The sequence below is a fragment of the Streptomyces sp. NPDC046716 genome, from assembly GCF_040645755.1.
Classification (GTDB): Bacteria; Actinomycetota; Actinomycetes; order Streptomycetales; family Streptomycetaceae; genus Streptomyces.
Window position 1 is genome coordinate 120,564 of record NZ_JBEYYU010000015.1, and the last position, 21,325, is coordinate 141,888.

The window sequence follows — 21,325 nt, forward strand, 5'->3', positions numbered from 1 at the left end:
CATACGGGCGCGCGAGGGCGCACCTGTCTCGCCGCACGTGGGACACGTGCGGCAGGAGAGGTGGCTACTGCTCGGCCGCCTTGGGGTCCGGCTTGGCGCCGAGCAGCACGGCGTCGCGGCCGTCCTCCTCGGAGAGCTGGACCTTGACCGTCTCCCGCAGCGACGTGGGGAGGTTCTTGCCGACGTAGTCGGCGCGGATCGGGAGTTCGCGGTGACCGCGGTCGACGAGGACCGCGAGCTGCACGGCGCGCGGGCGCCCGATGTCGTTCAGGGCGTCGAGGGCGGCGCGGATGGTGCGGCCCGAGAAGAGCACGTCGTCGACCAGGACGACGAGCCGGCCGTCGATGCCCTCGGCGGGGATGTCGGTGCGGGCCAGCGCGCGCGGCGGGTGCATCCGCAGGTCGTCGCGGTACATCGTGATGTCCAGCGAGCCGACGGGGACGGTGCGGCCGGTGACCTCTTCGAGCTTCTCGGCCAGGCGGCGGGCGAGGAAGACGCCCCGCGTGGGAATGCCCAGGAGGACCACGTCCTCGGCGCCCTTGGCGCGCTCGACGATCTCGTGGGCGATACGGGTCAGTACCCGCGCGATGTCGGGGCCCTCGAGAACGGACCGGGCATCGGAATTCTGTGTGTCCATACGAAACGGACCCCCTTCTCCGCCTCACGGGACGGACCTTAAAGGACGTCGGAATTGCGCCATCCACACTACCAGCCCCGAAACACCGCTGATCACCCGCCTGAAGGTGCGGGAACGCCGGATTCGGGAGATGGTCGGTACGGACCATTCGGCTTGACGCGACCAAGTAACGCTGCGTAACCTCACGGTGAGTTACCAGCCACGCGGCGCAGCCGCTAAGTGATGCAGTGTCCGGGGAGCTATATGTCCAGCGAATACGCCAAACAGCTCGGGGCGAAGCTCCGCGCGATCCGTACCCAGCAGGGCCTTTCCCTCCACGGTGTCGAGGAGAAGTCCCAGGGCCGCTGGAAGGCGGTCGTGGTCGGTTCGTACGAGCGCGGCGACCGTGCCGTGACCGTGCAGCGCCTCGCCGAGCTGGCGGACTTCTACGGCGTGCCGGTTCAGGAGCTGCTGCCGGGCACCACCCCGGGCGGCGCCGCCGAGCCCCCGCCGAAGCTGGTCCTGGACCTGGAGCGGCTGGCCCACGTGCCGCCGGAGAAGGCGGGCCCGCTGCAGCGCTACGCCGCCACGATCCAGTCGCAGCGCGGTGACTACAACGGCAAGGTGCTGTCGATCCGCCAGGACGACCTGCGCACGCTCGCGGTCATCTACGACCAGTCGCCCTCGGTCCTGACCGAGCAGCTCATCAGCTGGGGCGTGCTCGACGCCGACGCGCGCCGCGCCGTGGCGCACGACGAGGCCTGAGCACGATCCGGCCGCCTGGCCGATAAAGCAGAAACGTCACATCCGAGGGGCGGAGCCGACCGGCTCCGCCCCTCGGGCGTCACTGCCCCGCCACCGTGTACAGCCGCCCGATGACCTCGGGCAACAGCCGCTCGCTCAGCCTCGGCGGCAGCGCCTGGAGAACCGCGAGCACCGGCGCCATCCGGCTCGGCAGCGCCCCGCCCTCCCCCACGCCCGCGAGGGCCAGCGCGATCTCGACCTCCTCGGCGCTCAGCGCGTCCGGGTCCAGCGTGGCCGCGGCCTCCACGATCGCCGGATCGACCCGCACGGGACCGGCCGCCCGCGCCCGTCCCACGGCCTTCTCCAGCTCGTCGAGGAGCAGCCGCACGGTCTCCTCGTCCGCGACCGCCGCCGTCACCGTCAGATGCAGATTGGCCGGTGAGGAGCCGAAGGCCGGCTGCGGCTGGAGGTACCAGCCGCTCGCCCGCATCTCGTCCGCCACGACGAACACGTCCACCTCCGGGTCGTCCGACGCGACCGCGATGAGCGAGGCCTCGGGCCGGGCGAGCAGTCGCAGTCCGTCGATCCTGGCGACCCCGTCGGCCAGGTCCCGGGTCGTCCGGTGTACGCGCGTCGACAGCGCGGTGTAACCATCGGTCCCGACGCGCTCGGTCACCGCCCAGGCCGCGGCGAGCGGTCCGGCGGACTTGGTGCCCTGGAGCGTGGAGTTGACGACGGGGTAGCCGGGCCAGGAGGCGTGCGCGAACCAGCCGTGCCGGCGCAGCTCCGCGTCCGCGAAGAGCAGCAGCGAGGCGCCCTTCGCCGCGTACCCGTACTTGTGCAGATCGACGGAGAGCGAGGTGACACCGGGGACGGTGAGGTCGAAGTCGGGGAGGTCCGGGGCGTCCGCGGCCCGCCGGAGGTGGCCCAGGTACCAGCCGCCGATGCAGGCGTCGACGTGGCAGAGCACCCCGCGCTCCGCGGCCGACGCGGCGACCTCGGCGACGGGGTCGACGACGCCGTGCGCGTAACTGGGCGCGGAGACGACGACCAGGGCGGTGTGCTCGGTGATCGCCGCCGCGACGTCGGCGGGCCGCACCTTGAACGTGGCCGGATCGACGGGCACGGTCACCACCGTCAGCCCGAAGAGTTCGGCCGCCTTGTGGAAGGCCGCGTGCGCGGTGTCCGGGAGCACCAGCTCGGGCCGGGTCACTCCCCTTACTCTGCGCGCATATTGACGGGCCGTCAGGACGGCGAGGAGGCAGCTCTCGGTGCCGCCGCTGGTGAAGGTGCCCGCCGCCCCGCCGAGCAGCGCGGTGGCCCGTCGCACCAGGTCGTTCTCCAGCTCCACGACGCTCGGGAAGGCCGTCATGTCGAGGCCGTTGACCCCGGCGAAGGCGGCCTGCGCGGCGGCTGCGAGCTCTTCGAGGCCGTCGAGCCCGGAGTCGTAGACGTAGGCCATGGTGCGTCCGCCGCGCACGGGCAGGTCGCCCGATCGCAGCTCGGCGAGACGCGCCAGGATCGCGTCGTGGTCGGTGCTCATGCGGAACTCTCCTCGTCGTACGGGGCGGTGGCACGGGCGGGACGCGTCTCGGCCGCGTCCCGCAGGCGGGTCAGTTCGGTCTCGGTGAGCCGGTAGCGGGCCAGCAGCGGAAGGCTCAGGAGCAGCAGGACGGCGGGCAGCACGCCGAAGCCGGTCACGATCGCGGTCAGCGCCGAGCCGGGCTGGGCCACCCGGTGGTCGGCGTCGGACGAGACGAAGCCGCCGAGCGAGAGCACCAGCCCGAACAGGCCGGGTCCCAGGGCGAGTCCGAGGGTCTCCCCCGCGGTCCACAGCCCCGTGAAGACGCCTGCCCGGCGCCGGCCGCTGGTGTAGGCGTCGGCGGCGATCGCGTCGCCGAGCAGGGCGAGCGGGAGCATCTGCATGCCCGCGTACCCGACTCCGGCCAGGGCGACGGCCGCGTAGACCAGCGTGTCCGGGAGCTGGCGCCCGGCCGCCGCGCCCAGCGCGCCGACCAGGAAGCAGACGGAGGCGGCGATGGCCGCGTCGCGCTTGCCGCTCCGGCGGCCGACCGCCAGCCACAGCGGCATCGCGAGCAGCGACGGCACGATGAGACAGGCGAACAGGACGGTCGTGGCGCTCGGCCGGTCCAGGATGTACGTGGCGAAGTACTGGGTGCCCGCGAGCATCAGGCCGGTCGCGGCGGCCTGCACCACGAAGGCGGCGAGCAGCCAGAAGAAGGGCGCGTTGCCGCGCGCGGCGCGCAGTTGGGCGCGCAGGCCGGTCTCGCTGGTGGTCCGGACGACGGCCCGGGTCCCGGCCGTCGCGCCCACCGCGGCGAGCATCCCGCACGCGAGGACGGCGCCGACGACCAGCCCCATCAGCCGGTAGCCGTCCGCGCTGCCCCGGTCGTCGGCCGTGGAGCCGGCGAGCAGCGGCGCGACGGCGCCCGACAGCAGGATCGCCACGGCGAGGAAGGCGACGCGCCAGGACATCACGCGGGCCCGCTCGTCGGGGTCGTCGGTGAGTTCGGCGGGCAGGGCGACGTACGGGACCTGGAAGAAGGCGTACGCGGAGGCGGTCAGCAGGAAGAGCACGGCGACATAGGCGGCGGCAGGACCGCCTTCGAGGCCGCCGGGCGCCGCGAACATGGCGGCGAAGCAGAGCGGCATGGTGACGGCGCCGAGCAGCATCCAGGAGCGGCGCGGGCCGAAGCGGGAGCGGGTGCTGCGGTCGGAGAGGCTGCCGATCCACGGGTTGAGCAGCACGTCCCACGCCTTGGGCAGGAAGACGAGGAGTCCGGCGAGGCCCGCGCCGACGCCGAGGACGTCGGTCAGGTAGTAGAGCAGCAGCAGACCGGGGACGGTACCGAAGGTGCCGGTGGCGAAGGAGCCGAGTCCGTAGCCGATCCGGGCCCGGGCGGGGAGGCCTGTTGGGGACATGGCGAGAACCTACGCAGGATCCCCCGGAACGCACCAGGCCCGAAGCAGAACAATGTTCAAGTTCTGCTTCGGGCCTGCGAGCTCGGCTCTGTCGACTGCGGCTTTTATGCCTCGTCGCGGCGCAGCGACGGCTTCAGGTCCTTGAACCGGGCCAGAAGACCGTTGATGAACGCCGGGGACTCGTCGGTGGAGAACTCCTTGGCCAGCGATACGGCCTCGTCGAGCACCACGGCGTCCGGGGTCCCGTCGACCCAGATCAGCTCGTACGCGCCGAGCCGCAGGATGTTGCGGTCGACGACGGGCATCCGGTCGAGGGTCCAGTCGACGGCGTACTGCGAGATCAGCTCGTCGATCCGGCGCGCCTTGGGGGCGTACCCCTCGACCAGCTCCATCGTGTACTCGCTGACGGGCGGCTGCTGCGGGTCGCTGTGCGAGTTCTTGACCCAGTCGGCGAGGACCGTGACGACGTCGGCGCCGCGCTGGTCGGCCTCGAAGAGGACCTGGAAGGCTCGCTTGCGGGCCGTGTTACGGGCGGCCACGGTTAGCTGTTCACCCGGCCGAGGTAGCTGCTGTCACGGGTGTCGACCTTGATCTTCTCGCCCGTGGTGATGAAGAGCGGGACCTGGATCTGGTGGTCCGTCTCCAGCGTGGCGGGCTTGGTGCCACCGGTGGACCGGTCGCCCTGGACGCCCGGCTCGGTCTCCTTGACGACCAGCTCGACGGCGGCCGGCAGCTCGACGAAGAGCACCTCGCCCTCGTGCTGGGCGACCGTGGCGGTGAAGCCCTCGATCAGGAAGTTGGCGGCGTCGCCGACGGCCTTGCGGTCGACCATGAGCTGGTCGTAGGTCTCCATGTCCATGAAGACGAAGTAGTCGCCGTCCATGTACGAGAACTGCATGTCGCGCTTGTCGACAGTGGCCGTCTCGACCTTGACGCCGGCGTTGAACGTCTTGTCGACGACCTTGCCGGAGAGCACGTTCTTGAGCTTGGTGCGCACGAAGGCAGGGCCCTTGCCGGGCTTGACGTGCTGGAACTCGACGACGGACCAGAGCTGGCCCCCGTCGAGCTTGAGCACCAGGCCGTTCTTGAGGTCGTTCGTGGAAGCCACGGTTGCGGAATCTCCTGGACTGACGTGGACGACCCCGGGTCCCGCACCCAGCCCTGCGGGGCTAGAGCGCGAGCAGCTCCTTGGTCGTGATGGTGAGTAGCTCGGGTCCGCCGTCCGCCTCGGGGCGGACGACGAGCGTGTCATCGATCCGGACGCCGCCCCGGCCCGGGAGGTGAACCCCCGGTTCGACGGTGACCGGCACACAAGCGTCAAGTTTACCCATGGCGGCGGGGGCCAACTGCGGGTCCTCCTGGATTTCGAGTCCCACCCCGTGTCCGGTCAGCTGCGCGAGTCCGTCACCATACCCCCCGGCGTCCAGTACGTGGCGGGCGGCCCGGTCCACCTCGCGGCACTCCACGCCCGGCGCCAGGCTCTCCCGGCCGGCCCGCTGAGCGGCGAAGACCAGGTCGTACAGGTCGATCTGCCAGTCGGCAGGCGAGGTCCCGATGACGAAGGTGCGGCCGATCTCGCAGCGGTAGCCGCGGTAGGTGGCGCCCAGGCAGACGGAGAGGAAATCTCCCTCCTCGACCCTGCGGTCGCCGGGCCGGTGCCCGCCGCGCCCCGAGTTCGGCCCCGTACCGACCGAAGTGGGGAAGGCGGGGCCGTCGGCGCCGTGATCGACAAGTCGACGTTCCAGTTCCAGGGCGAGATGCCGCTCGGTGCGGCCCACGAGGATCGATTCGAGGAGCTCGCCCAGCGCCTGGTCGGCGATCTCGGCGGCGATCCGCAGACAGGAGATCTCCTCCTCGTCCTTGACCAGCCGCAGCTGCTCGACGGCCCGGTTGAGATCGGTCAGGCGCAACCCGGGCGCGACCGAGCCGAGCGCCCGGTGCCGGGCCACCGTCAGATGGTGCTCCTCGACGGCGAGCGAGTCGGCGCCCCGGGCCGCGGCCACGTCCGCTGCGGCGACGGCCGCGTCCCCGGCGGGCGCGGACAGCACCTGCACTCTCAGGTCCTCGTCGGCCCGGCCCTCGGCGGCCTGCCCGCTCGGCGGGCGCGCGCACAACAGCGTGTCGTCGCCGCCACCGGGCTCCCGGCCCAGCAGGAGCACCGCGCCGTGCGGCGCCGCTCCGGCGAGATAGCGGACATTGGCGGGCCGCGACACCAGGGCGGCCGCACTGCCGCCCGCTGTCGCACGCTCTCTCAGCCGGTCCCGTCGGGCCGCGTACACCTCTGCCATGAGGCCGAGCGTACGAGCGGACGCGCGACCCGGCCGGTTCAGCGCGTCCGGACGGGCGGTACGTACGTTCCCCGAGGGGCTGGGGCGGCTCAGGGGTGACGATTCACCACTGGGGCGGGCTCGCGATGGCCCGGGCGAGCACGTCGTCCAGGACCTGTGCCGTTCCGGCCACGTCGAGCTGGGAATTGTCGATGATCGGCAGGCCCGAGCCGTACCAGCCGGCCATCCGGCCGTGGATCCGGGCGACCTCCTCGTCGGTCAGCCGGCGATTGCCGCTGCGCTGGGCGTTGCGCTCCAGGACGATCTCCAGGCCCGGCAGCAGGACGACGGGCAGCAGCCCGGGCCCCACGTGCCGCTTCCAGCCGCCGAGCCCGACGACCGGCCGGTCGGGGAAGACGGCGTCGTCGAGGATGCACGAGATCCCGTTCGCCAGGAAGTTGCGCGCGGCGAAGCCGCAGGTGCGACGGGCCAGGCGGTACTGCGCCTCGCTGTTGTCGTTCCACCCGGTCTGTGGGTCGGCGAATCCGGACCGCACCCATTCCCGTACGTCGTCGAGGCTGATGTGGGCCGTCGGCACCCGGCGGCACTCCGCCCAGTACTTGGCGACGCTGGTCTTGCCGGCGCCCGCGGGGCCGATCAGCAGGACCGCGAGGGTCGTACCGCTCGGGTCTGCGGGGGCCTGCGCGGGCGGCGGGCTCGGCACGGCGACCGGGCCGCCGGGCGGGAGCTGCACATGTCCCGTGGTGTCCCGGTGCGGCGGCACCGGCGGGTGCGGGTGCGGCGGCGGTACGGGCGGGTGGTGCGGGGCGCCGGTGAAACCGGGCGCACCGGACTGCTGCTGCGCCTGGCTCCCGGCGGTGGCCGGGCCCGGTCCCGGGCCGTGCCCCGGCCGATGGGGCGGTGGCAGCGGAGACCCCACTGCGTGCTGCATCCGGTGCCACTCCGTCTCGTACAACCGTCAGGGAGGCGTCGGCGAACCGAGCGCTATCGAACGGTACCGTCCCGGGCCGCCGTTGTGTGAACGGCCCGGGTGCCCGCAAAGTGCCCGGCCCTCAACGAGCGGAGCTATTCGGCCACTTCACCGTAGGCGGCGAGCAGGACGGCGGGGTCCGGGCCCTCCAGGACGGTGGGCTTGCCGAGGCCGTCGAGGACGATGAAGCGGAGCAGGTCGCCGCGGGACTTCTTGTCGACCTTCATCGTCTCCAGCAGCTTGGGCCACTGGTCGTAGCGGTACGCCAGCGGCAGCCCCACCGACTCCAGGACGGTGCGGTGCCGGTCGGCGGTGGCGTCGTCCAACCGACCGGCCAGGCGGCCGAGTTCGGCGGCGAAGTGCATGCCGACGGAGACGGCGGCGCCGTGCCGCCACTTGTAGCGCTCGTTCTTCTCGATGGCGTGGGCGAGCGTGTGTCCGTAGTTGAGGATCTCGCGCAGGCCCGACTCCTTGAGGTCGGAGGAGACCACCTCGGCCTTGACCTTGATGGCGCGCTCGATCAGCTCGGAGGTGTGCGGCCCGGCGGGCGTGCGCGCCGCCTGCGGGTCCTCCTCCACCAGCTCCAGGATCCGCTCGTCGGCGATGAACCCGGCCTTGATGACCTCGGCGAGCCCGGACACGTAGTCGTTGACCGGGAGCGAGTCGAGGGCGGCCAGGTCGCACAGCACGCCGGCCGGCGGGTGGAAGGCGCCCACGAGGTTCTTGCCCTCGGCGGTGTTGATGCCGGTCTTGCCGCCGACCGCCGCGTCCACCATGGCGAGCACGGTGGTCGGGATGGCGATCCAGCGGACACCGCGCAGCCAGGTCGCGGCCACGAACCCGGCGAGGTCGGTGGTCGCGCCGCCGCCGACGCCGACGATGACGTCGGAACGCGTGAAGTTCGACTGGCCGAGCGCCTTCCAGCAGTAGGCGGCGACCTCGGCGGTCTTGGCCTCCTCCGCGTTCGGCACCTGGATGGCGACGGCCTCGAAGCCCTGGTCGGCCAGGTCGGCGCGGAGCGCCTCGCCGGTCTCGGCCAGCGCCTCGGGGTGCACGATGGCCACCCGCTTGACCCGATCGCCGATCAACTGGCCGAGCTCGCCCAGGAGTTGACGGCCCACCAGTACCTCGTAGGGGTCGGTGCCCGCGGTGCCGCCGACCTGGATACGGGTGATCTGCTCGCTCATGCCTGCTTCAACTCCAGTGCGTCGAGGACGGCCGCTGCGACCTCGTCGGGTGTGCGGCCGTCGGTGGCCACGACCACCCGGGCGACCTCGGTGTACAGGTGGCGGCGCGCCTCCATCAGCTCCCGCCACTGCTTGCGGGGGTTGACGGCGAGCAGCGGCCTGGCCACGTTCAGACCGGTCCGCTTGACGGCTTCCTCGACGTCCATCGAGAGGAAGACGACCGGCTGCCCGTCGAGCAGTGCCCGGGTGTCGGCGTCGAGGATCGATCCGCCGCCGAGCGCGAGGATCCCCTCGTGCCCGGCCAGCGCCGAGGCGACGGCCGCCTTCTCGATGGCACGGAAGCTCTCCTCGCCCTCGTCGACGAAGATGTCCGCGATGGTCCGGCCCTGCGCGGTCACGATGTCGTCGTCGGTGTCCCGGTAGGAGCAGCCGAGCCGCTCGGCGAGCAGCGCGCCCACCGTCGACTTGCCCACGCCCATGGGCCCGACGAGGACGATCCTCGGCCCGCTCACCGGATGTGGAGGTTGTCGAGGTAGGACCGCACGTTGCGCCGGGTCTCGGGCACGCTGTCGCCGCCGAACTTCTCGGCGACCGCGTCCGCGAGGACCAGGGCGACCATGGCCTCGGCGACGATGCCGGCGGCCGGCACGGCGGAGACGTCGGAGCGCTGGTGGTGCGCCTGCGTGGCCTCGCCGGTGGCGACGTCGACGGTCTTCAGGGCGCGCGGCACGGTCGCGATCGGCTTCATCGCGGCGCGGACCCGCAGCAGCTCGCCGGTGGTGAGGCCGCCCTCGGTGCCACCGGAGCGGCCGGAGACGCGACGGATGCCCTCGGCGGTGTTGACGATCTCGTCGTGGGCCTGCGAGCCCGGCACCCGGGCCAGGTCGAAGCCGTCACCGATCTCGACGCCCTTGATGGCCTGGATGCCCATGAGGGCGCCCGCGAGCCGGGCGTCGAGCTTGCGGTCCCAGTGCACGTGCGAGCCGAGGCCCACCGGCACGTCGTAGGCCAGCACCTCGACGACGCCGCCGAGCGTGTCGCCGTCCTTGTGGGCCTGGTCGACCTCCGCGACCATCTGCTTGGACGCGACGGGGTCCAGGCAGCGCAGCGGGTCGGCGTCCAGCTTCTCCACGTCCGCCGGCGTCGGGTACACGCCGTGCGGGGCCTTGACGGAGCAGAGCTCGACGACGTGGCTGACGATCTCGATGCCGGCCGTCTCCTTCAGGTACGACCGGGCGATCGCGCCGAGGGCCACCCGGGCCGCGGTCTCCCGTGCGGAGGCCCGCTCCAGGATGGGGCGCGCCTCGTCGAAGCCGTACTTCTGCATGCCCGCGAGGTCCGCGTGGCCGGGCCGGGGCCGGGTCAGCGGCGCGTTGCGCGCGAGGTCCTTGAGGATCTCGGGGTCGACGGGGTCGGCCGCCATGACCTGCTCCCACTTCGGCCACTCGGTGTTGCCCACCATGACCGCGACCGGGGAGCCCAGCGTCAGACCGTGCCGGACGCCGCCCAGGAAGGTGACCTCGTCCTGCTCGAACTTCATCCGCGCGCCGCGGCCATAGCCGAGGCGGCGCCGTGCCAGGTGGTCCGCCACCATCTCCGTGGTGATCGGAACGCCGGCGGGAAGTCCCTCCAGCGTCGCGACAAGTGCGGGTCCGTGCGACTCCCCCGCGGTCAGCCAGCGCAACCTGCTCAACGGTGCTCCTCATGCTCGCGCTCTGCGTTACGGCTCTGCGGGCGGCCCCGGACGGCACATGTGCCCGGCCCACCGCGCGTCTCTGATCCTCCCATGTCCGGCCAGGGGCTCGTCCCGCTGTCCGCCTTGCGGACGTCGGGTGAGACGGGGAACACGCGGGGGCGCGGGTCAGCCGAGCGACCTCAGCGCCTCCTCGCGCATCGCGCCGAGCACCGGGCGGGTCTCACCGGTGAACTGTTCGAACTGGAAGACGGCCTGGTGCACGAGCAGGTCGAGGCCGCTGAGCACGGGGCCGCCGCGCTGCTGCCAGGCCGCCGCGAGCGGGGTCGGCCACGGGTCGTAGATCACGTCGAACAGCGTGCCCACGCGCGCGGGCACGGCGTCGACCAGGTGGTCGGTGCTGCCCTTGGGCGTGGTCGATATGACCAGGGGCGCCTCGAAGGCGCGGGCCGCGTCGTCCCAGGCGGCGATGCGCACGGGGACGCCGAGCCGCTCGCCCCAGCCGCGCATCTCGTCGGCCCGCTGCCGGCTGCGGACGTGGACGACGACCTCGCCCGTGCAGATCCGGGCGAGCGCGGCGAGCGCCGAGGACGCAGTGGCGCCCGCGCCGAGGATCGCGGCGGACTCGATCTTCTCGACGCCCTGCTCGTGCAGCGCGGCGACGAGCCCGGGGATGTCGGTGTTGTCACCGGTGCGCCGCCCGTCGGCGTGGAAGACGACGGTGTTCACCGCCTCGACCGACGCCGCCGTGTCGGTGATCCCGTCGAGCAGCGGGATCACCGCCCGCTTCAGCGGCATGGTCAGGGAGAGCCCGGCCCACTCCTCGGGGCCGAGGCTCCGGAAGAACCCGGGCAGCGCCGCCTCGTCGACGTCGAACCGGTCGTACGTCCAGCCGTCCAGGCCGAGGGCCCGGTACGCCGCGGTGTGCAGCTGCGGCGAGAGCGAGTGGGCGATGGGGGAACCGAGAACTGCCGCTCTGCGCGCGTCAGTTTCCCTGCTGGCTGGCATTGAACTTGTCCTTGAGCCTCTCGAATTCCGCGTTCGTCTTGGCGAACTCGGTCTTGTGCATGCCGTCCGTCGCCACGAAGTACAGCCAGCCGTCACTGGTCGGCTTGAGCGTGGCGGCCAGCGCCTCGGCACCGGGGTTGCCGATCGGTCCGGGCGGCAGACCCTTGTGGTAGTAGGTGTTGTACGGGTCCGGGTCGCTGTTGATCTCGGACTCGCCGATGTCGATGTTGCTCTGACCCTTGGCGTAGTTGTACGTCGAGTCGAACTGGAGCTTGCCGACCGTCTCCATGTTGCCGGGCTTGAGCCGGTTGTAGACGACCTCGGCCATCTTGCGGAAGTCGTCGTGGGTCTTGCCCTCGGCGTTCACGAGGCTGGCGACGGTGAGCAGCTGCCACGGACCGTCGAGGTCGAACTTCTTGGCCTGGCCTTCGAGGTCGAGGGTCTTGTAGCTCTCGTCGGCCCGCTCGACCATCTGCTTCAGCGCGTCTTCGGGTTTCATGCCCTTGGCGATCGCATAGCTCCCCGGGAGCAGGAACCCTTCCAGCGGGTCCTTCACGTCCTTGTGGTTGAGCGCCCAGGACGGCAGGCCAAGATCCTTGAAGCCACTCTTGGCGGCCTTGGCGGTCGTGCCCTTCGAGATCTTCAGCTGTTTGTCGACCGCGGCGTAGATCTTGGCGTTCCGCCAGCCCTCGGGAATCTTCAGATTCGCGTGGCTCGTCGGGCTGAGCATGGACTTGACCGCGCTCGCCCCGGACATCTCCTTCTCCAGCACGTACGCGCCGGCCTGGATCGTCTTGCCCTGCGGGTTCGCCGACTGGGCCGCGACGAAGGCGTCGACGCTCTGCACGACACCGGCCGCCTTGAGCTTCTGGCCGATGGTGTAGCCGTCGGAGCCCTTGTCGATGACGACGCTGACCGTCTCGCCGTTGCCGTCGCCCGAGAAGTCCGGCGCCGAGCCGAAACGGTCCTGGTAGAACTGGTAGCCGAAATAGCCGACGCCGCCGACGCCGGACGCGAAGATCACCGTGAGCACCAGGCAGGCACAGCCGCTGCGGCGCTTCTTCGGTTTTCGGCCGCCGCGCCGGGGGCCGCGGTCGTCGCCCTCGTCGTCGTCATCGCCGCCGCCGTTGAAGAACGCGTCCTCGCCCTGGTCGGGGCCCGCGTCCCACTCGGTCTGCGGCTCGGGCGCGCGACGGCGGCCCGGCGGCTCCGGCGGCGGGTAGGCCTCGGGGGTGCTGTAGTAGTCCGGCTGATCGCCGCCGTTGTAGGCGCCCTGGTGGCCGGTGCCGTACGGGTCCGTGGGGTCGACCCCGTACGGGACCTGCCCCTGGCCGTTGGTCTCCCAGCCGCCCTGGCCCTGCTGCTGACCGCCGTACCCCTGCTGCCCGTAGCCCGGGTCCTGGCCGTACCCCTGGTTCTGGCCGTAGCCCTGACCGTAGGCGGGGTCCTGGCCGTAACCGGGGTCCTGGCCGTAGCCGTGACCGCCCTGCTGCTGACCCTGACCCCAGTCACCGCCGTACGTCTGCTGCGGCTGCTGCGGGTCGTACTGCCCCTGGCCGCCGTAGGCAGCCTGGCCGTGCCCGGCCTGCTGCTGCCACCCCTGGTCCCCGTACAACGGGTCCGCGGGATGCCACGGTTCGGAGCCTTGGCCCCGGCCATAATCAGTCATCGGTCCCCTACAAGCCGCGAGGCGGGGAGGGAGGACCCGATGTCCGATCGGGAGGGCAACCGTTCCGCCTCTTGATGCTGTGCGGCAGCTGTTCGAACGCCGCCGATCGCGCGGAACGTTACCGTATCGCGATCAGACAACCACTTCGACGCCCTCGCCAGGAGCGTTTCCTGACGCCCGTTCGGACTCCAGCGCCTGCTGGAGGATGATGACGGCGGCGGCCTGGTCAATGACAGAACGGCCCTTTTTGGACTTTACGCCGCTGGCGCGCAGCCCCTGACTGGCCGTCACTGTGGTCATCCTCTCGTCCACGAGCCTCACCGGAACGGGTGCGATGCCGCGCGCCAGCTCCTGGGTGAAACCGCGGACCTTGGTGGCGGCCGGGCCCTCGCCCCCCTTGAGGGAGCGAGGCAGTCCGACGACCACCTCGATCGGCTCGTACTCCTCGACGAGCTGCTTCAACCGCCGGTGGGCGGCCGGGACGTCACGTCCCGGGACCGTCTCCACCGGAGTCGCGAGGATCCCGTCGGGGTCGCAGGACGCGACCCCGATCCGGGCGTCCCCGACGTCGATCGCCAGCCGGCGGCCTCTGCGCATCAGTTCGCGGTCTCCCCGACGAGGCGCTCGACGGCGTCGATGGCGTCGCCGATCGCGGCCGGGTTCTGGCCGCCGCCCTGCGCGACGTCCGGCTTGCCGCCGCCACCGCCGCCGAGGGTCTTCGCGGCGGTGCGGACCAGGTCGCCGGCCTTGAGGCCGCGGTCGCGGGCCGCGTCGTTCGTGGCGATGACCGTCAGCGGCTTGCCGTTGACCGTCGTGAACAGCGCGACGACCGCGGGGCGGCCGCCCTGGATACGGCCGCGCACGTCGAGGACCAGCTTGCGCAGGTCGTCGGCGGTGGTGCCGTCGGGCACCTGGCCGGTGACGAGGGCGACGCCGCGGACGTCCTTGGCGGAGTCGGCGAGACCGGCGGCGGCCTGGAGGACCTTCTCCGCGCGGAACTTCTCGATCTCCTTCTCGGCGTCCTTCAGCTTGCCGAGCATCGCCGAGATCTTCTCCGGCAGCTCCTCGGAGCGGCCCTTGACCAGCTCCTGGAGCTGGGCGACGACCGTGTGCTCCTTGGCCAGGAAGTTGTAGGCGTCGACGCCGACCAGGGCCTCGATGCGGCGGACACCCGAACCGATGGAGGACTCGCCGAGCAGCTTCACCAGGCCGAGCTGGGCGGTGTTGTGCACGTGCGTGCCGCCGCACAGCTCCTTGGAGAAGTCGCCGATGGTGACGACGCGCACCCGCTCGCCGTACTTCTCGCCGAACTCGGCGATAGCGCCCTGCTTCTTCGCCTCGTCGATCGACATGACCTCGGCCTGCACGTCGAGCTCGCGGGCCAGGACCTCGTTGATCTTCTGCTCGACGTCCGTCATCACGGCCGTGGGCACGGCCGACGGCGAACCGAAGTCGAAGCGGAAGCGGCCCGGCTGGTTCTCCGAACCGGCCTGCGCGGCCGTCGGGCCGAGCGCGTCGCGCAGCGCCTGGTGGGTCAGGTGCGTGGCGGAGTGGGCGCGGGCGATGGCCCGGCGCCGGGTGATGTCGATGATCGCCTGCGCCGGGGCGCCGACGGTGACCTCGCCGACCTGGACGACGCCCTTGTGGACGTAGACGCCCGGGACCGGCTTCTGGCAGTCGCGGACCTCGATCACCGCGCCGTTGTCCAGCTTGATGCGGCCGGTGTCGCCGATCTGGCCGCCGCCCTCCGCGTAGAAGGGGGTGCGGTCGAGGACGACCTCGACCTCGTCGCCCTCGGTCGCGGCCGGCGAGGAGACGCCGTTGACCAGCAGGCCGACGACGGTCGACTCGCTGTCCGTCGAGGTGTAACCGATGAAGTCGGTGGCACCGGCGGCGTCCGCGATCTCGCGGTACGCGCCGACGTTGGCGTGACCGGTCTTCTTGGCCTGGGCGTCGGCCTTGGCGCGCTCCCGCTGCTCCTTCATCAGGCGGCGGAAACCGTCCTCGTCCACGGAGAGGCCCTGCTCGGCGGCCATCTCCAGGGTGAGGTCGATCGGGAAGCCCCACGTGTCGTGCAGCAGGAACGCCTTGTCGCCGGCGAGGACCGAGGAACCCGCGGCCTTCGTCTCGGTGACGGCGGTGTCCAGGATGTTCGTGCCGCCCTTGAGGGCCTTGAGGAACGCGGCCTCCTCGGCGAGCGCGACCTGCTCGATGCGCTTGCGGTCGGTGATCAGCTCCGGGTACTGCTCGCCCATCGTGTCGATCACGACGTCGAGCAGGTCCTGCACGACCGGGCCGGTGGCGCCGAGGATGCGCATGTTGCGGATGGCGCGGCGCATGATGCGGCGCAGCACGTAGCCACGGCCCTCGTTGCCGGGGGTGACACCGTCGCCGATGAGCATCGTGGACGTACGCATGTGGTCGGCGACGACGCGCAGCGAGACGTCCGACTCGTGCTTGGCGCCGTAGGCGACACCGGTCAGCTCGGTGGCCTTGTCGATGACGACGCGCAGGGTGTCCGTCTCGTACATGTTCTGCACGCCCTGCAGGATCATCGCGAGACGCTCGAGGCCGAGGCCCGTGTCGATGTTCTGCGAGGGCAGGTCGCCGAGGATCTCGAAGTCGTCCTTGCCGGTGCCGGCGCCGCGCTCGTACTGCATGAAGACCAGGTTCCAGATCTCCACGTAGCGCTCGTCGTTGACCGCCGGGCCGCCCTCTTCGCCGAACTCGGGGCCGCGGTCGTAGTTGATCTCGGAGCACGGGCCGCAGGGGCCGGGGACGCCCATGGACCAGAAGTTGTCCTTCTTGCCCAGGCGCTGGATGCGCTCCTTCGGTACGCCGACGACGTCGTGCCAGATGCGCTCGGCCTCGTCGTCGTCGAGGTAGACGGTGATCCAGAGCTTCTCCGGCTCCAGGCCGTAACCACCCTTGTCCTGGGGGCTGGTGAGCAGCTCCCAGGCGTACTTGATGGCGCCTTCCTTGAAGTAGTCGCCGAAGGAGAAGTTGCCGCACATCTGGAAGAACGTGCCGTGGCGGGTCGTCTTGCCGACCTCTTCGATGTCCGGCGTGCGCACGCACTTCTGCACCGAAGTGGCGCGCGGGGCGGGCGGCTTGACCTCGCCGAGGAAGTACGGCTTGAACGGGACCATGCCCGCGGGGACGAGCAGCAGAGTCGGGTCGTCGGCGATGAGCGACGCCGAGGGCACGACCTTGTGGCCACGCTCCTCGAAGAAGCTCAGCCAGCGGCGACGGATTTCAGCCGACTCCATCAGTGGTCCTCATTCCGGTTGTTGTACGCGTTGCGCGTGTTGTGCTCGATGATTTTGGGTTGCTTGGTACTGAAGGTGTTCTCGACGATCGCGAAGCGGCGCTGCGGGGGCAGTTCGCCCTCGACCGGCTCGCCCAGACCGAGCGCGTCGCCGAGTTGGGCCTCGCGCTCCGCCATGTTGTCGCGGACGTCGAGAGCGAAGTCCTTGAGCCGGTGGCCCGCTTCGACCGCCTTGTTCGCGGCCTGGGCGGCGAGGCTCTCCGGCGTCAGCTGCTTGATCTTGCGGTTGACCTTGGTGGTGGCCCACACGCCGGCGGCTGCGCCCGCGGTGAACCAGAACGTACGGCGGAACATAGCTCGGTCAGTCCCTCTTGTTCCGGTTGGCCCGCTTGGCGCGGCGCGACTCCGGGATCGCACGGCCCACGATCACGGTACGGCGGGTCTGCTTGGCGGGGGCGTCCTTGCCGCGGCCGCCGATGGCCCGGCGCACCCCGTAACCGAACGCGGCCACCTTGACCAGCGGCCCGCCGAAGGTGGAGGCCACGGTGGAGGACAGCGCCGACGCGTTCGACGTGACTTCCTGGACGTCCGAGGCGATCGCGTCGACCCGGTCGATCTGCGTCTGCGCCGAGCGCACCGCCGCGGAGGCGTCCGCGAGCAGGGGGACGGCCTGATCGGTCACGTCCGCGACGAGCTTGGTGGTCGCCCTGAGCGTCTGGGCCAGCCTCGCGAGGGCCACCGCGAGGAAGGAGACCAGGATCGCCCAGAAGACGGCCACCAGGATCCCGGCCACCTCTCCACCGGACACTTGGCACCGCTCCTTGGTTGTCTGCTGAGGCTGTCGGCTGTTGCACCGCTGTCGAACATCGAAAAGTCGTCTCCCGAGCCTATCGCGCCCCGCCCCGCGCTCCACACCGCATTCCCCTCGGTACCGCCGCACTTTGATCGAACCGATTGTACGGAGTGCGTACAGATGAGTACGCTCCGTATGCTATGTCTCGCACTCCGCGCCCCGCCCCCGTACCGGCCGCTCCCCCGCGTCCCGGCAACCTCCCGCACGAAGTGAACCGTTTCGTCGGCCGGGTCGCCGAACTCGCCGCCCTTCAGGAGGCCCTGACCGCCGCCCGCCTGGTCACCGTCACGGGGGCGGGCGGGGTCGGCAAGTCACGGTTCGCCGCGCACGCGGCCTCGCGGATCCCGCGCGAGCTGTGCGCCGACGGGGTGTGGCGGGCGGAGCTGGCGGCGGTGCACCGGCCGGAGCTGGTGGAGTACGCGCTCGCCGAGTCGCTGGGTCTCACCGACCACACCACCCGGTCCTCGCGCGAGGTCCTGCTCGAGCATCTCGCCGAGCGCTCCCTGGTCCTGGTCCTGGACGGGTTCGAGCACCTGGTCGACCCGTGCGCCCGTCTCGTACGGGAACTGCTGTGCGCGGCGCCGGGTCTGCGGGTGATCGCGGTGGGCCGCCGGCCGCTCGCGCTGACCGGGGAGCGGCTGCTGCCGCTGGCGCCGCTGCCGGTCGAGGGCGCGGCGGAGCTGTTCGCCGACCGGGCCGCTGCGCTGCTGCCCGGCTTCTCGCTGGACGACGGCAACCGGGCCGACGTCGTGGAGGTGTGCCGCCGCATGGACTGTCTGCCGCTCGCGGTGGAGCTGGCGGTGGGGCGGCTGCGGGCGCTGTCGCCGGCCCAGCTGCTGGAGCGGCTCGACGACCGGTTCCGGCTGCTCTCGGGCGGCGGGCGGGACGCGCTGCCCCGGCATCAGACCCTGCGGACGGCCATCGGCTGGAGCCACGAGCTATGCACGGCGCGGGAGCGCCTGCTGTGGGCGCGGCTCTCGGTGTTCTCCGGCTCGTTCGACCTGGAGGCCGCCGAGTACATCTGCAGCGGCGACGGGCTGCACGCGGACGACCTCCTCGACGTGCTCCAGGAACTCATCGGCCAGTCCGTCGTGTCCCGCGAGGAGGCGCCGGCCGGGGTGCGCTACCGGATGCTGGACACGGTCCGCGCGTACGGCGCCGAGTGGCTGGACGGCGTCGGCGACACCGAGCGGATGCGGCGCAGGCACCGCGACTGGTACATGGGGCTCGCGACCTGGTGCGAGCTGGACTGGTTCTCCCCGCGGCAGGGCGAGGTGGCGGCCCGGATCGACGGGGAGCTGCCGAATCTGCGCGCGGCCCTGGAGTTCTGTCTGAACGAGCCGGGCGAGACGCATCTGGGCCAGTACCTGGCGGGCACGCTCTGGTTCTACTGGGCGGGCTGCGGACATCTCGCGGAGGGCCGGCACTGGCTGGAGCACAGCCTCGAGCTGGACGCCGCGGGCGACGGGCACCCCGAGTCCGCGTACCTGGACTCCCGGCTCAAGGCGCTGTGGGTGCTCGGCTATGTGGCGATCCTCCAGGGCGACACGGTGCCCGCCCTCGCGGCGCTGCAGGAGTGCCGCGAGGAGGCGGAGCGCACGGGCAACCCGACGGCGGTCGCCTACGCGGTGCACCGCACCGGCTGTCTGGCGCTGGTCACGGACGACATGCCGCGCGCGGAGCAGCTGCTGCGCGACTCGCTGGCCCGCTACCGCGAGATCGGTGAGCTGAACAGCAATGTGCTGATGGGCCAGGTCGAGCTGGCGATGGCGCTGGCGTTCCGGGGCGAGCTGGGGCAGGCCGTCGCGCTGTGCGAGGACGTACGGCAGGTGTGCGAGGACCACGGGGAGCGGTGGACCCGGGCGTACGCGCTCTACGTGCTGGCCTACGCGCGGTGGACCGAGGGCGAGCCGGCCGCCGCCCGGCGGCTCCTCGAGGAGTGCCTGACCATCGACCACGAGTTCCACGATCTGCTCGGCACGGTGCTGGCGATCGAGCTGCTGGCGCTGGTCACGGTGGCGGAGGGGGACGCCGCGGAGGCGGCGGTGCTCCAGGGCGCGGCGGGCCGGATGTGGCCGTCGGTGGGGCTGCGGCTGTTCGGCTCGGGTCACTACCACGTGCCGCACGAGCTGTGCGAGTCGCGGGCCCGCGAGGTCCTGGGCGATGCCCGGTTCGAGGAACTGACGCGCGCCGGCGGGCTGCTGGGTCAGGACGAGACGGTGGCGCGGGCGCTCGGCGGCGGTCCGCGGAAGACCACGGTCACCGTGCCCCGGCCGGCCCGCGCACTCGCCCCCGACATGCGAGAACCCGCCGCCTCCCCGACCGCGAACGGCGGGGAGACGACGGGCTGAAACGCAGGTGAGACTACGTCCGCTGGTCGGTCAGCGGGCGTAGTACTCGACGACGAGCTGCTCGTCGCAGATCACGGGGATCTCCTTGCGGTTCGGGTCCCGGTCCAGGCGGAAGGCCAGGGCCTTCAGGTTCACCTGGAGGTAGCGGGGGGTCTCGCCCTCGGGGGCGAAGCCACCCTCACGCGCGACCTGGAACAGCGGCTTCTCGCGGCTGCGCTCGCGGACCATCACGACGTCGTCGGGACGGACGCGGAACGAGGGCTTGTCGACCTTCTGGCCGTTGACCTCGATGTGGCCGTGGACGACCATCTGGCGCGACTGGTAGATCGTGCGGGCGATGCCCGAACGCAGCAGCAGCGCGTCGAGACGACGCTCCAGCTCGATGACCAGGGCCTCGCCGGTCTTGCCTTCGGCCTTCTTGGCGCGGTCGTAGGCACGGGCCATCTGCTTCTCGCTGATGTCGTACTGCGCGCGCAGACGCTGCTTCTCGAGCAGACGGACCTTGTAGTCCGAGTTCTGCTTGCGGCCGCGGCCGTGCTCGCCCGGCGGGTAGGGGCGGGCCTCGAAGTACTTGACGGCCTTCGGGGTCAGCGCGATGCCGAGGGCACGCGACTTCTTGACCTTGGGGCGGGACTGGTTCGCCATGAACCAAACACCTCATTGTTTCTGATGCGAATACGGCTTCACCAGGGTTTGGGAGGTCGCATCCGCAGCCCGGGAAACCCGTCCGTCACGAGGATGGATGGGCAGCCGCTCCCGGATACTGGGCACATACGTGCAGCACGCGAGTGGCCCACCGACCTGGTCCCGGAATCCGGAAGGGTGGTGGGCTGCCCGCGACACCTTCGAAGGTGCGCGACGCTCCTGGATCCCCTGTGCCTTGCGGTTCGGGGGATCCGGCTGGATGTCCTGCTCTGGTGACGCCCTGCCTCCCTTTCGGGACACCGGGCACAGGACACAGCACTTCGAAGGAGTCTACCGGATGGCTCAGCGGCAGCTTGCCAGCAGGTCCTGGAGAGCCAGTTTCTCGGGCGCGGTCACCGTGAGCGCGTACTTGGTCTTGATCCCGGTCCAGCGCCGTCCGTACTCGCACCAGAACGCCTTGTTCGCGGGCTTCCACTTGTCGGGGGTCTTGCTGCTCTTCTCGTAGTTGGCCGTCTTGTCGGCGGCGAGCAGCACATCGAGGTCGTTGGCGTAGGTGAGCCGCTTCTTCGGTGTCCAGGCCCAGGCACCGGCCCGCCAGGCGGCGCCGAGCGCGACGACGTGGTCGGTCTGGATCTGGGAGGCCCTGCGGTAGTAGTAGGGCAGGTTCTTGCCGGTGTACGGGTCGTGCAGCGTGCCGGAGATCACCACGCAGCGGTTGCGGTCGCCCTCGCGCAGGTCGCTGAGGTCGCGGCGCAGGACGTCGTCGCGGGTGTCACAGCCGTTGCGTCCGCCCGGGGCGTCCACGTCGTCGCTCCAGCCGTCGCCGAACTCGCTCCTCTTGTACGTCTGCCAGTTCTTGCCCCAGGCGACGGTGAGGGTGTTGAGCTGGGCCTTGGCCTGCGCCGCGGTGGGCGGGAATCCCTGGCTCAGGGCTGCCGCCGGTGCCGGGTTCTTGTGGTGCTCGGTGCCGCAGGCTGCCGCCGTGAGCAGCAGGATTGCCGTGGCGGCCGCGGCCGTGATGCGCATGGCTCGACCCTAGGGCCGGCCGCGCCGAGGTGCCCGCCGAGCGCGTCTGCCGGGTTCAGGTCTC

Annotated in this window: 20 protein-coding genes; 2 read left to right on the top strand and 18 right to left on the bottom strand. The window is 71.3% G+C overall.

Annotated features, from left to right (window positions below; translation table 11 throughout):
* Positions 1-64: 64 nt before the first annotated feature.
* Complete coding sequence (gene pyrR, locus ABZ930_RS14425; RefSeq protein ID WP_361546773.1) at positions 65-637, bottom strand: bifunctional pyr operon transcriptional regulator/uracil phosphoribosyltransferase PyrR; 573 nt, start codon at positions 635-637, stop codon at positions 65-67.
* Positions 638-880: 243 nt separating this feature from the next.
* On the opposite strand from pyrR, the gene bldD reads away from it, so the two are divergent.
* Entirely contained in the window at positions 881-1,381 is a 501-nt protein-coding gene (bldD, locus tag ABZ930_RS14430; protein ID WP_018534843.1) for a transcriptional regulator BldD, read from the top strand.
* 79 nt (positions 1,382-1,460) lie between these two features.
* On the opposite strand, the gene ABZ930_RS14435 is transcribed toward bldD, so the two are convergent.
* From ABZ930_RS14435 to ABZ930_RS14505, 15 genes are all read right to left on the bottom strand, one after another.
* Positions 1,461-2,903, bottom strand: coding sequence for an aminotransferase class V-fold PLP-dependent enzyme (locus ABZ930_RS14435; protein ID WP_361546777.1), 1,443 nt, complete (start codon positions 2,901-2,903; stop codon positions 1,461-1,463).
* Positions 2,900-4,303 (bottom strand): MFS transporter, encoded by a 1,404-nt coding sequence (locus ABZ930_RS14440; RefSeq protein ID WP_361546780.1) that lies wholly within the window; start codon positions 4,301-4,303, stop codon positions 2,900-2,902. The genes ABZ930_RS14435 and ABZ930_RS14440 overlap by 4 nt, the downstream gene beginning before the upstream one ends.
* A 104-nt stretch (positions 4,304-4,407) precedes the next feature.
* Complete coding sequence (nusB, locus tag ABZ930_RS14445) at positions 4,408-4,842, bottom strand: transcription antitermination factor NusB (protein WP_111665654.1); 435 nt, start codon at positions 4,840-4,842, stop codon at positions 4,408-4,410.
* A gap of 2 nt (positions 4,843-4,844) precedes the next feature.
* A complete protein-coding gene (efp, locus tag ABZ930_RS14450) occupies positions 4,845-5,411 on the bottom strand; it encodes an elongation factor P (protein ID WP_361546783.1) in 567 nt (188 codons plus the stop codon).
* A 61-nt stretch (positions 5,412-5,472) separates the two neighbouring features.
* The gene (locus ABZ930_RS14455) at positions 5,473-6,591 is read right to left on the bottom strand and encodes an aminopeptidase P family protein (protein WP_361546786.1); all 1,119 of its coding nucleotides are present in this window, start codon (positions 6,589-6,591) and stop codon (positions 5,473-5,475) included.
* A gap of 103 nt (positions 6,592-6,694) precedes the next feature.
* The gene (locus tag ABZ930_RS14460) at positions 6,695-7,522 is read right to left on the bottom strand and encodes a Pro-rich N-terminal domain-containing protein (RefSeq protein ID WP_361546789.1); all 828 of its coding nucleotides are present in this window, start codon (positions 7,520-7,522) and stop codon (positions 6,695-6,697) included.
* 134 nt (positions 7,523-7,656) lie between these two features.
* Positions 7,657-8,748 carry a 3-dehydroquinate synthase gene (aroB, locus tag ABZ930_RS14465; RefSeq protein WP_361546792.1) on the bottom strand — a complete coding sequence of 364 codons (1,092 nt, stop codon included), beginning with the start codon at positions 8,746-8,748 and terminating at the stop codon, positions 7,657-7,659.
* Positions 8,745-9,227, bottom strand: coding sequence for a shikimate kinase (locus ABZ930_RS14470; RefSeq protein ID WP_361546848.1), 483 nt, complete (start codon positions 9,225-9,227; stop codon positions 8,745-8,747). Before ABZ930_RS14470 ends, aroB begins: the two co-directional genes overlap by 4 nt.
* 29 nt (positions 9,228-9,256) lie before the next feature.
* On the bottom strand, positions 9,257-10,441 hold the full coding sequence (gene aroC, locus ABZ930_RS14475; protein ID WP_361546795.1) for a chorismate synthase: 1,185 nt from the start codon (positions 10,439-10,441) through the stop codon (positions 9,257-9,259).
* Between the two features lie 168 nt (positions 10,442-10,609).
* Entirely contained in the window at positions 10,610-11,449 is an 840-nt protein-coding gene (locus ABZ930_RS14480; RefSeq protein ID WP_361546798.1) for a shikimate dehydrogenase, read from the bottom strand.
* Complete coding sequence (mltG, locus tag ABZ930_RS14485) at positions 11,427-13,118, bottom strand: endolytic transglycosylase MltG (protein ID WP_361546801.1); 1,692 nt, start codon at positions 13,116-13,118, stop codon at positions 11,427-11,429. Before mltG ends, ABZ930_RS14480 begins: the two co-directional genes overlap by 23 nt.
* 132 nt (positions 13,119-13,250) lie before the next feature.
* Entirely contained in the window at positions 13,251-13,715 is a 465-nt protein-coding gene (gene ruvX, locus ABZ930_RS14490; RefSeq protein WP_111665663.1) for a Holliday junction resolvase RuvX, read from the bottom strand.
* Positions 13,715-16,387 (bottom strand): alanine--tRNA ligase, encoded by a 2,673-nt coding sequence (gene alaS / locus ABZ930_RS14495; protein ID WP_361546804.1) that lies wholly within the window; start codon positions 16,385-16,387, stop codon positions 13,715-13,717. The genes ruvX and alaS overlap by 1 nt, the downstream gene beginning before the upstream one ends.
* On the bottom strand, positions 16,387-16,740 hold the full coding sequence (locus ABZ930_RS14500) for a DUF6167 family protein (protein WP_361546807.1): 354 nt from the start codon (positions 16,738-16,740) through the stop codon (positions 16,387-16,389). The genes alaS and ABZ930_RS14500 overlap by 1 nt, the downstream gene beginning before the upstream one ends.
* Before the next feature lie 7 nt (positions 16,741-16,747).
* Positions 16,748-17,194 (bottom strand): DUF948 domain-containing protein, encoded by a 447-nt coding sequence (locus tag ABZ930_RS14505; protein WP_361546810.1) that lies wholly within the window; start codon positions 17,192-17,194, stop codon positions 16,748-16,750.
* 185 nt (positions 17,195-17,379) lie between these two features.
* Between ABZ930_RS14505 and ABZ930_RS14510 the strand changes: the two genes are divergently transcribed.
* Positions 17,380-19,590, top strand: coding sequence for a regulator (locus ABZ930_RS14510; protein ID WP_361546813.1), 2,211 nt, complete (start codon positions 17,380-17,382; stop codon positions 19,588-19,590).
* 30 nt (positions 19,591-19,620) lie between these two features.
* Here ABZ930_RS14510 and rpsD read toward each other — a convergent pair whose 3' ends face one another.
* Positions 19,621-20,235, bottom strand: coding sequence for a 30S ribosomal protein S4 (gene rpsD, locus ABZ930_RS14515; RefSeq protein WP_018534860.1), 615 nt, complete (start codon positions 20,233-20,235; stop codon positions 19,621-19,623).
* A gap of 342 nt (positions 20,236-20,577) precedes the next feature.
* Positions 20,578-21,261: an HNH endonuclease family protein gene (locus ABZ930_RS14520; RefSeq protein ID WP_361546816.1), complete on the bottom strand. Its 684-nt coding sequence runs from the start codon at positions 21,259-21,261 to the stop codon at positions 20,578-20,580.
* Between the last annotated feature and the right edge of the window lie 64 nt (positions 21,262-21,325).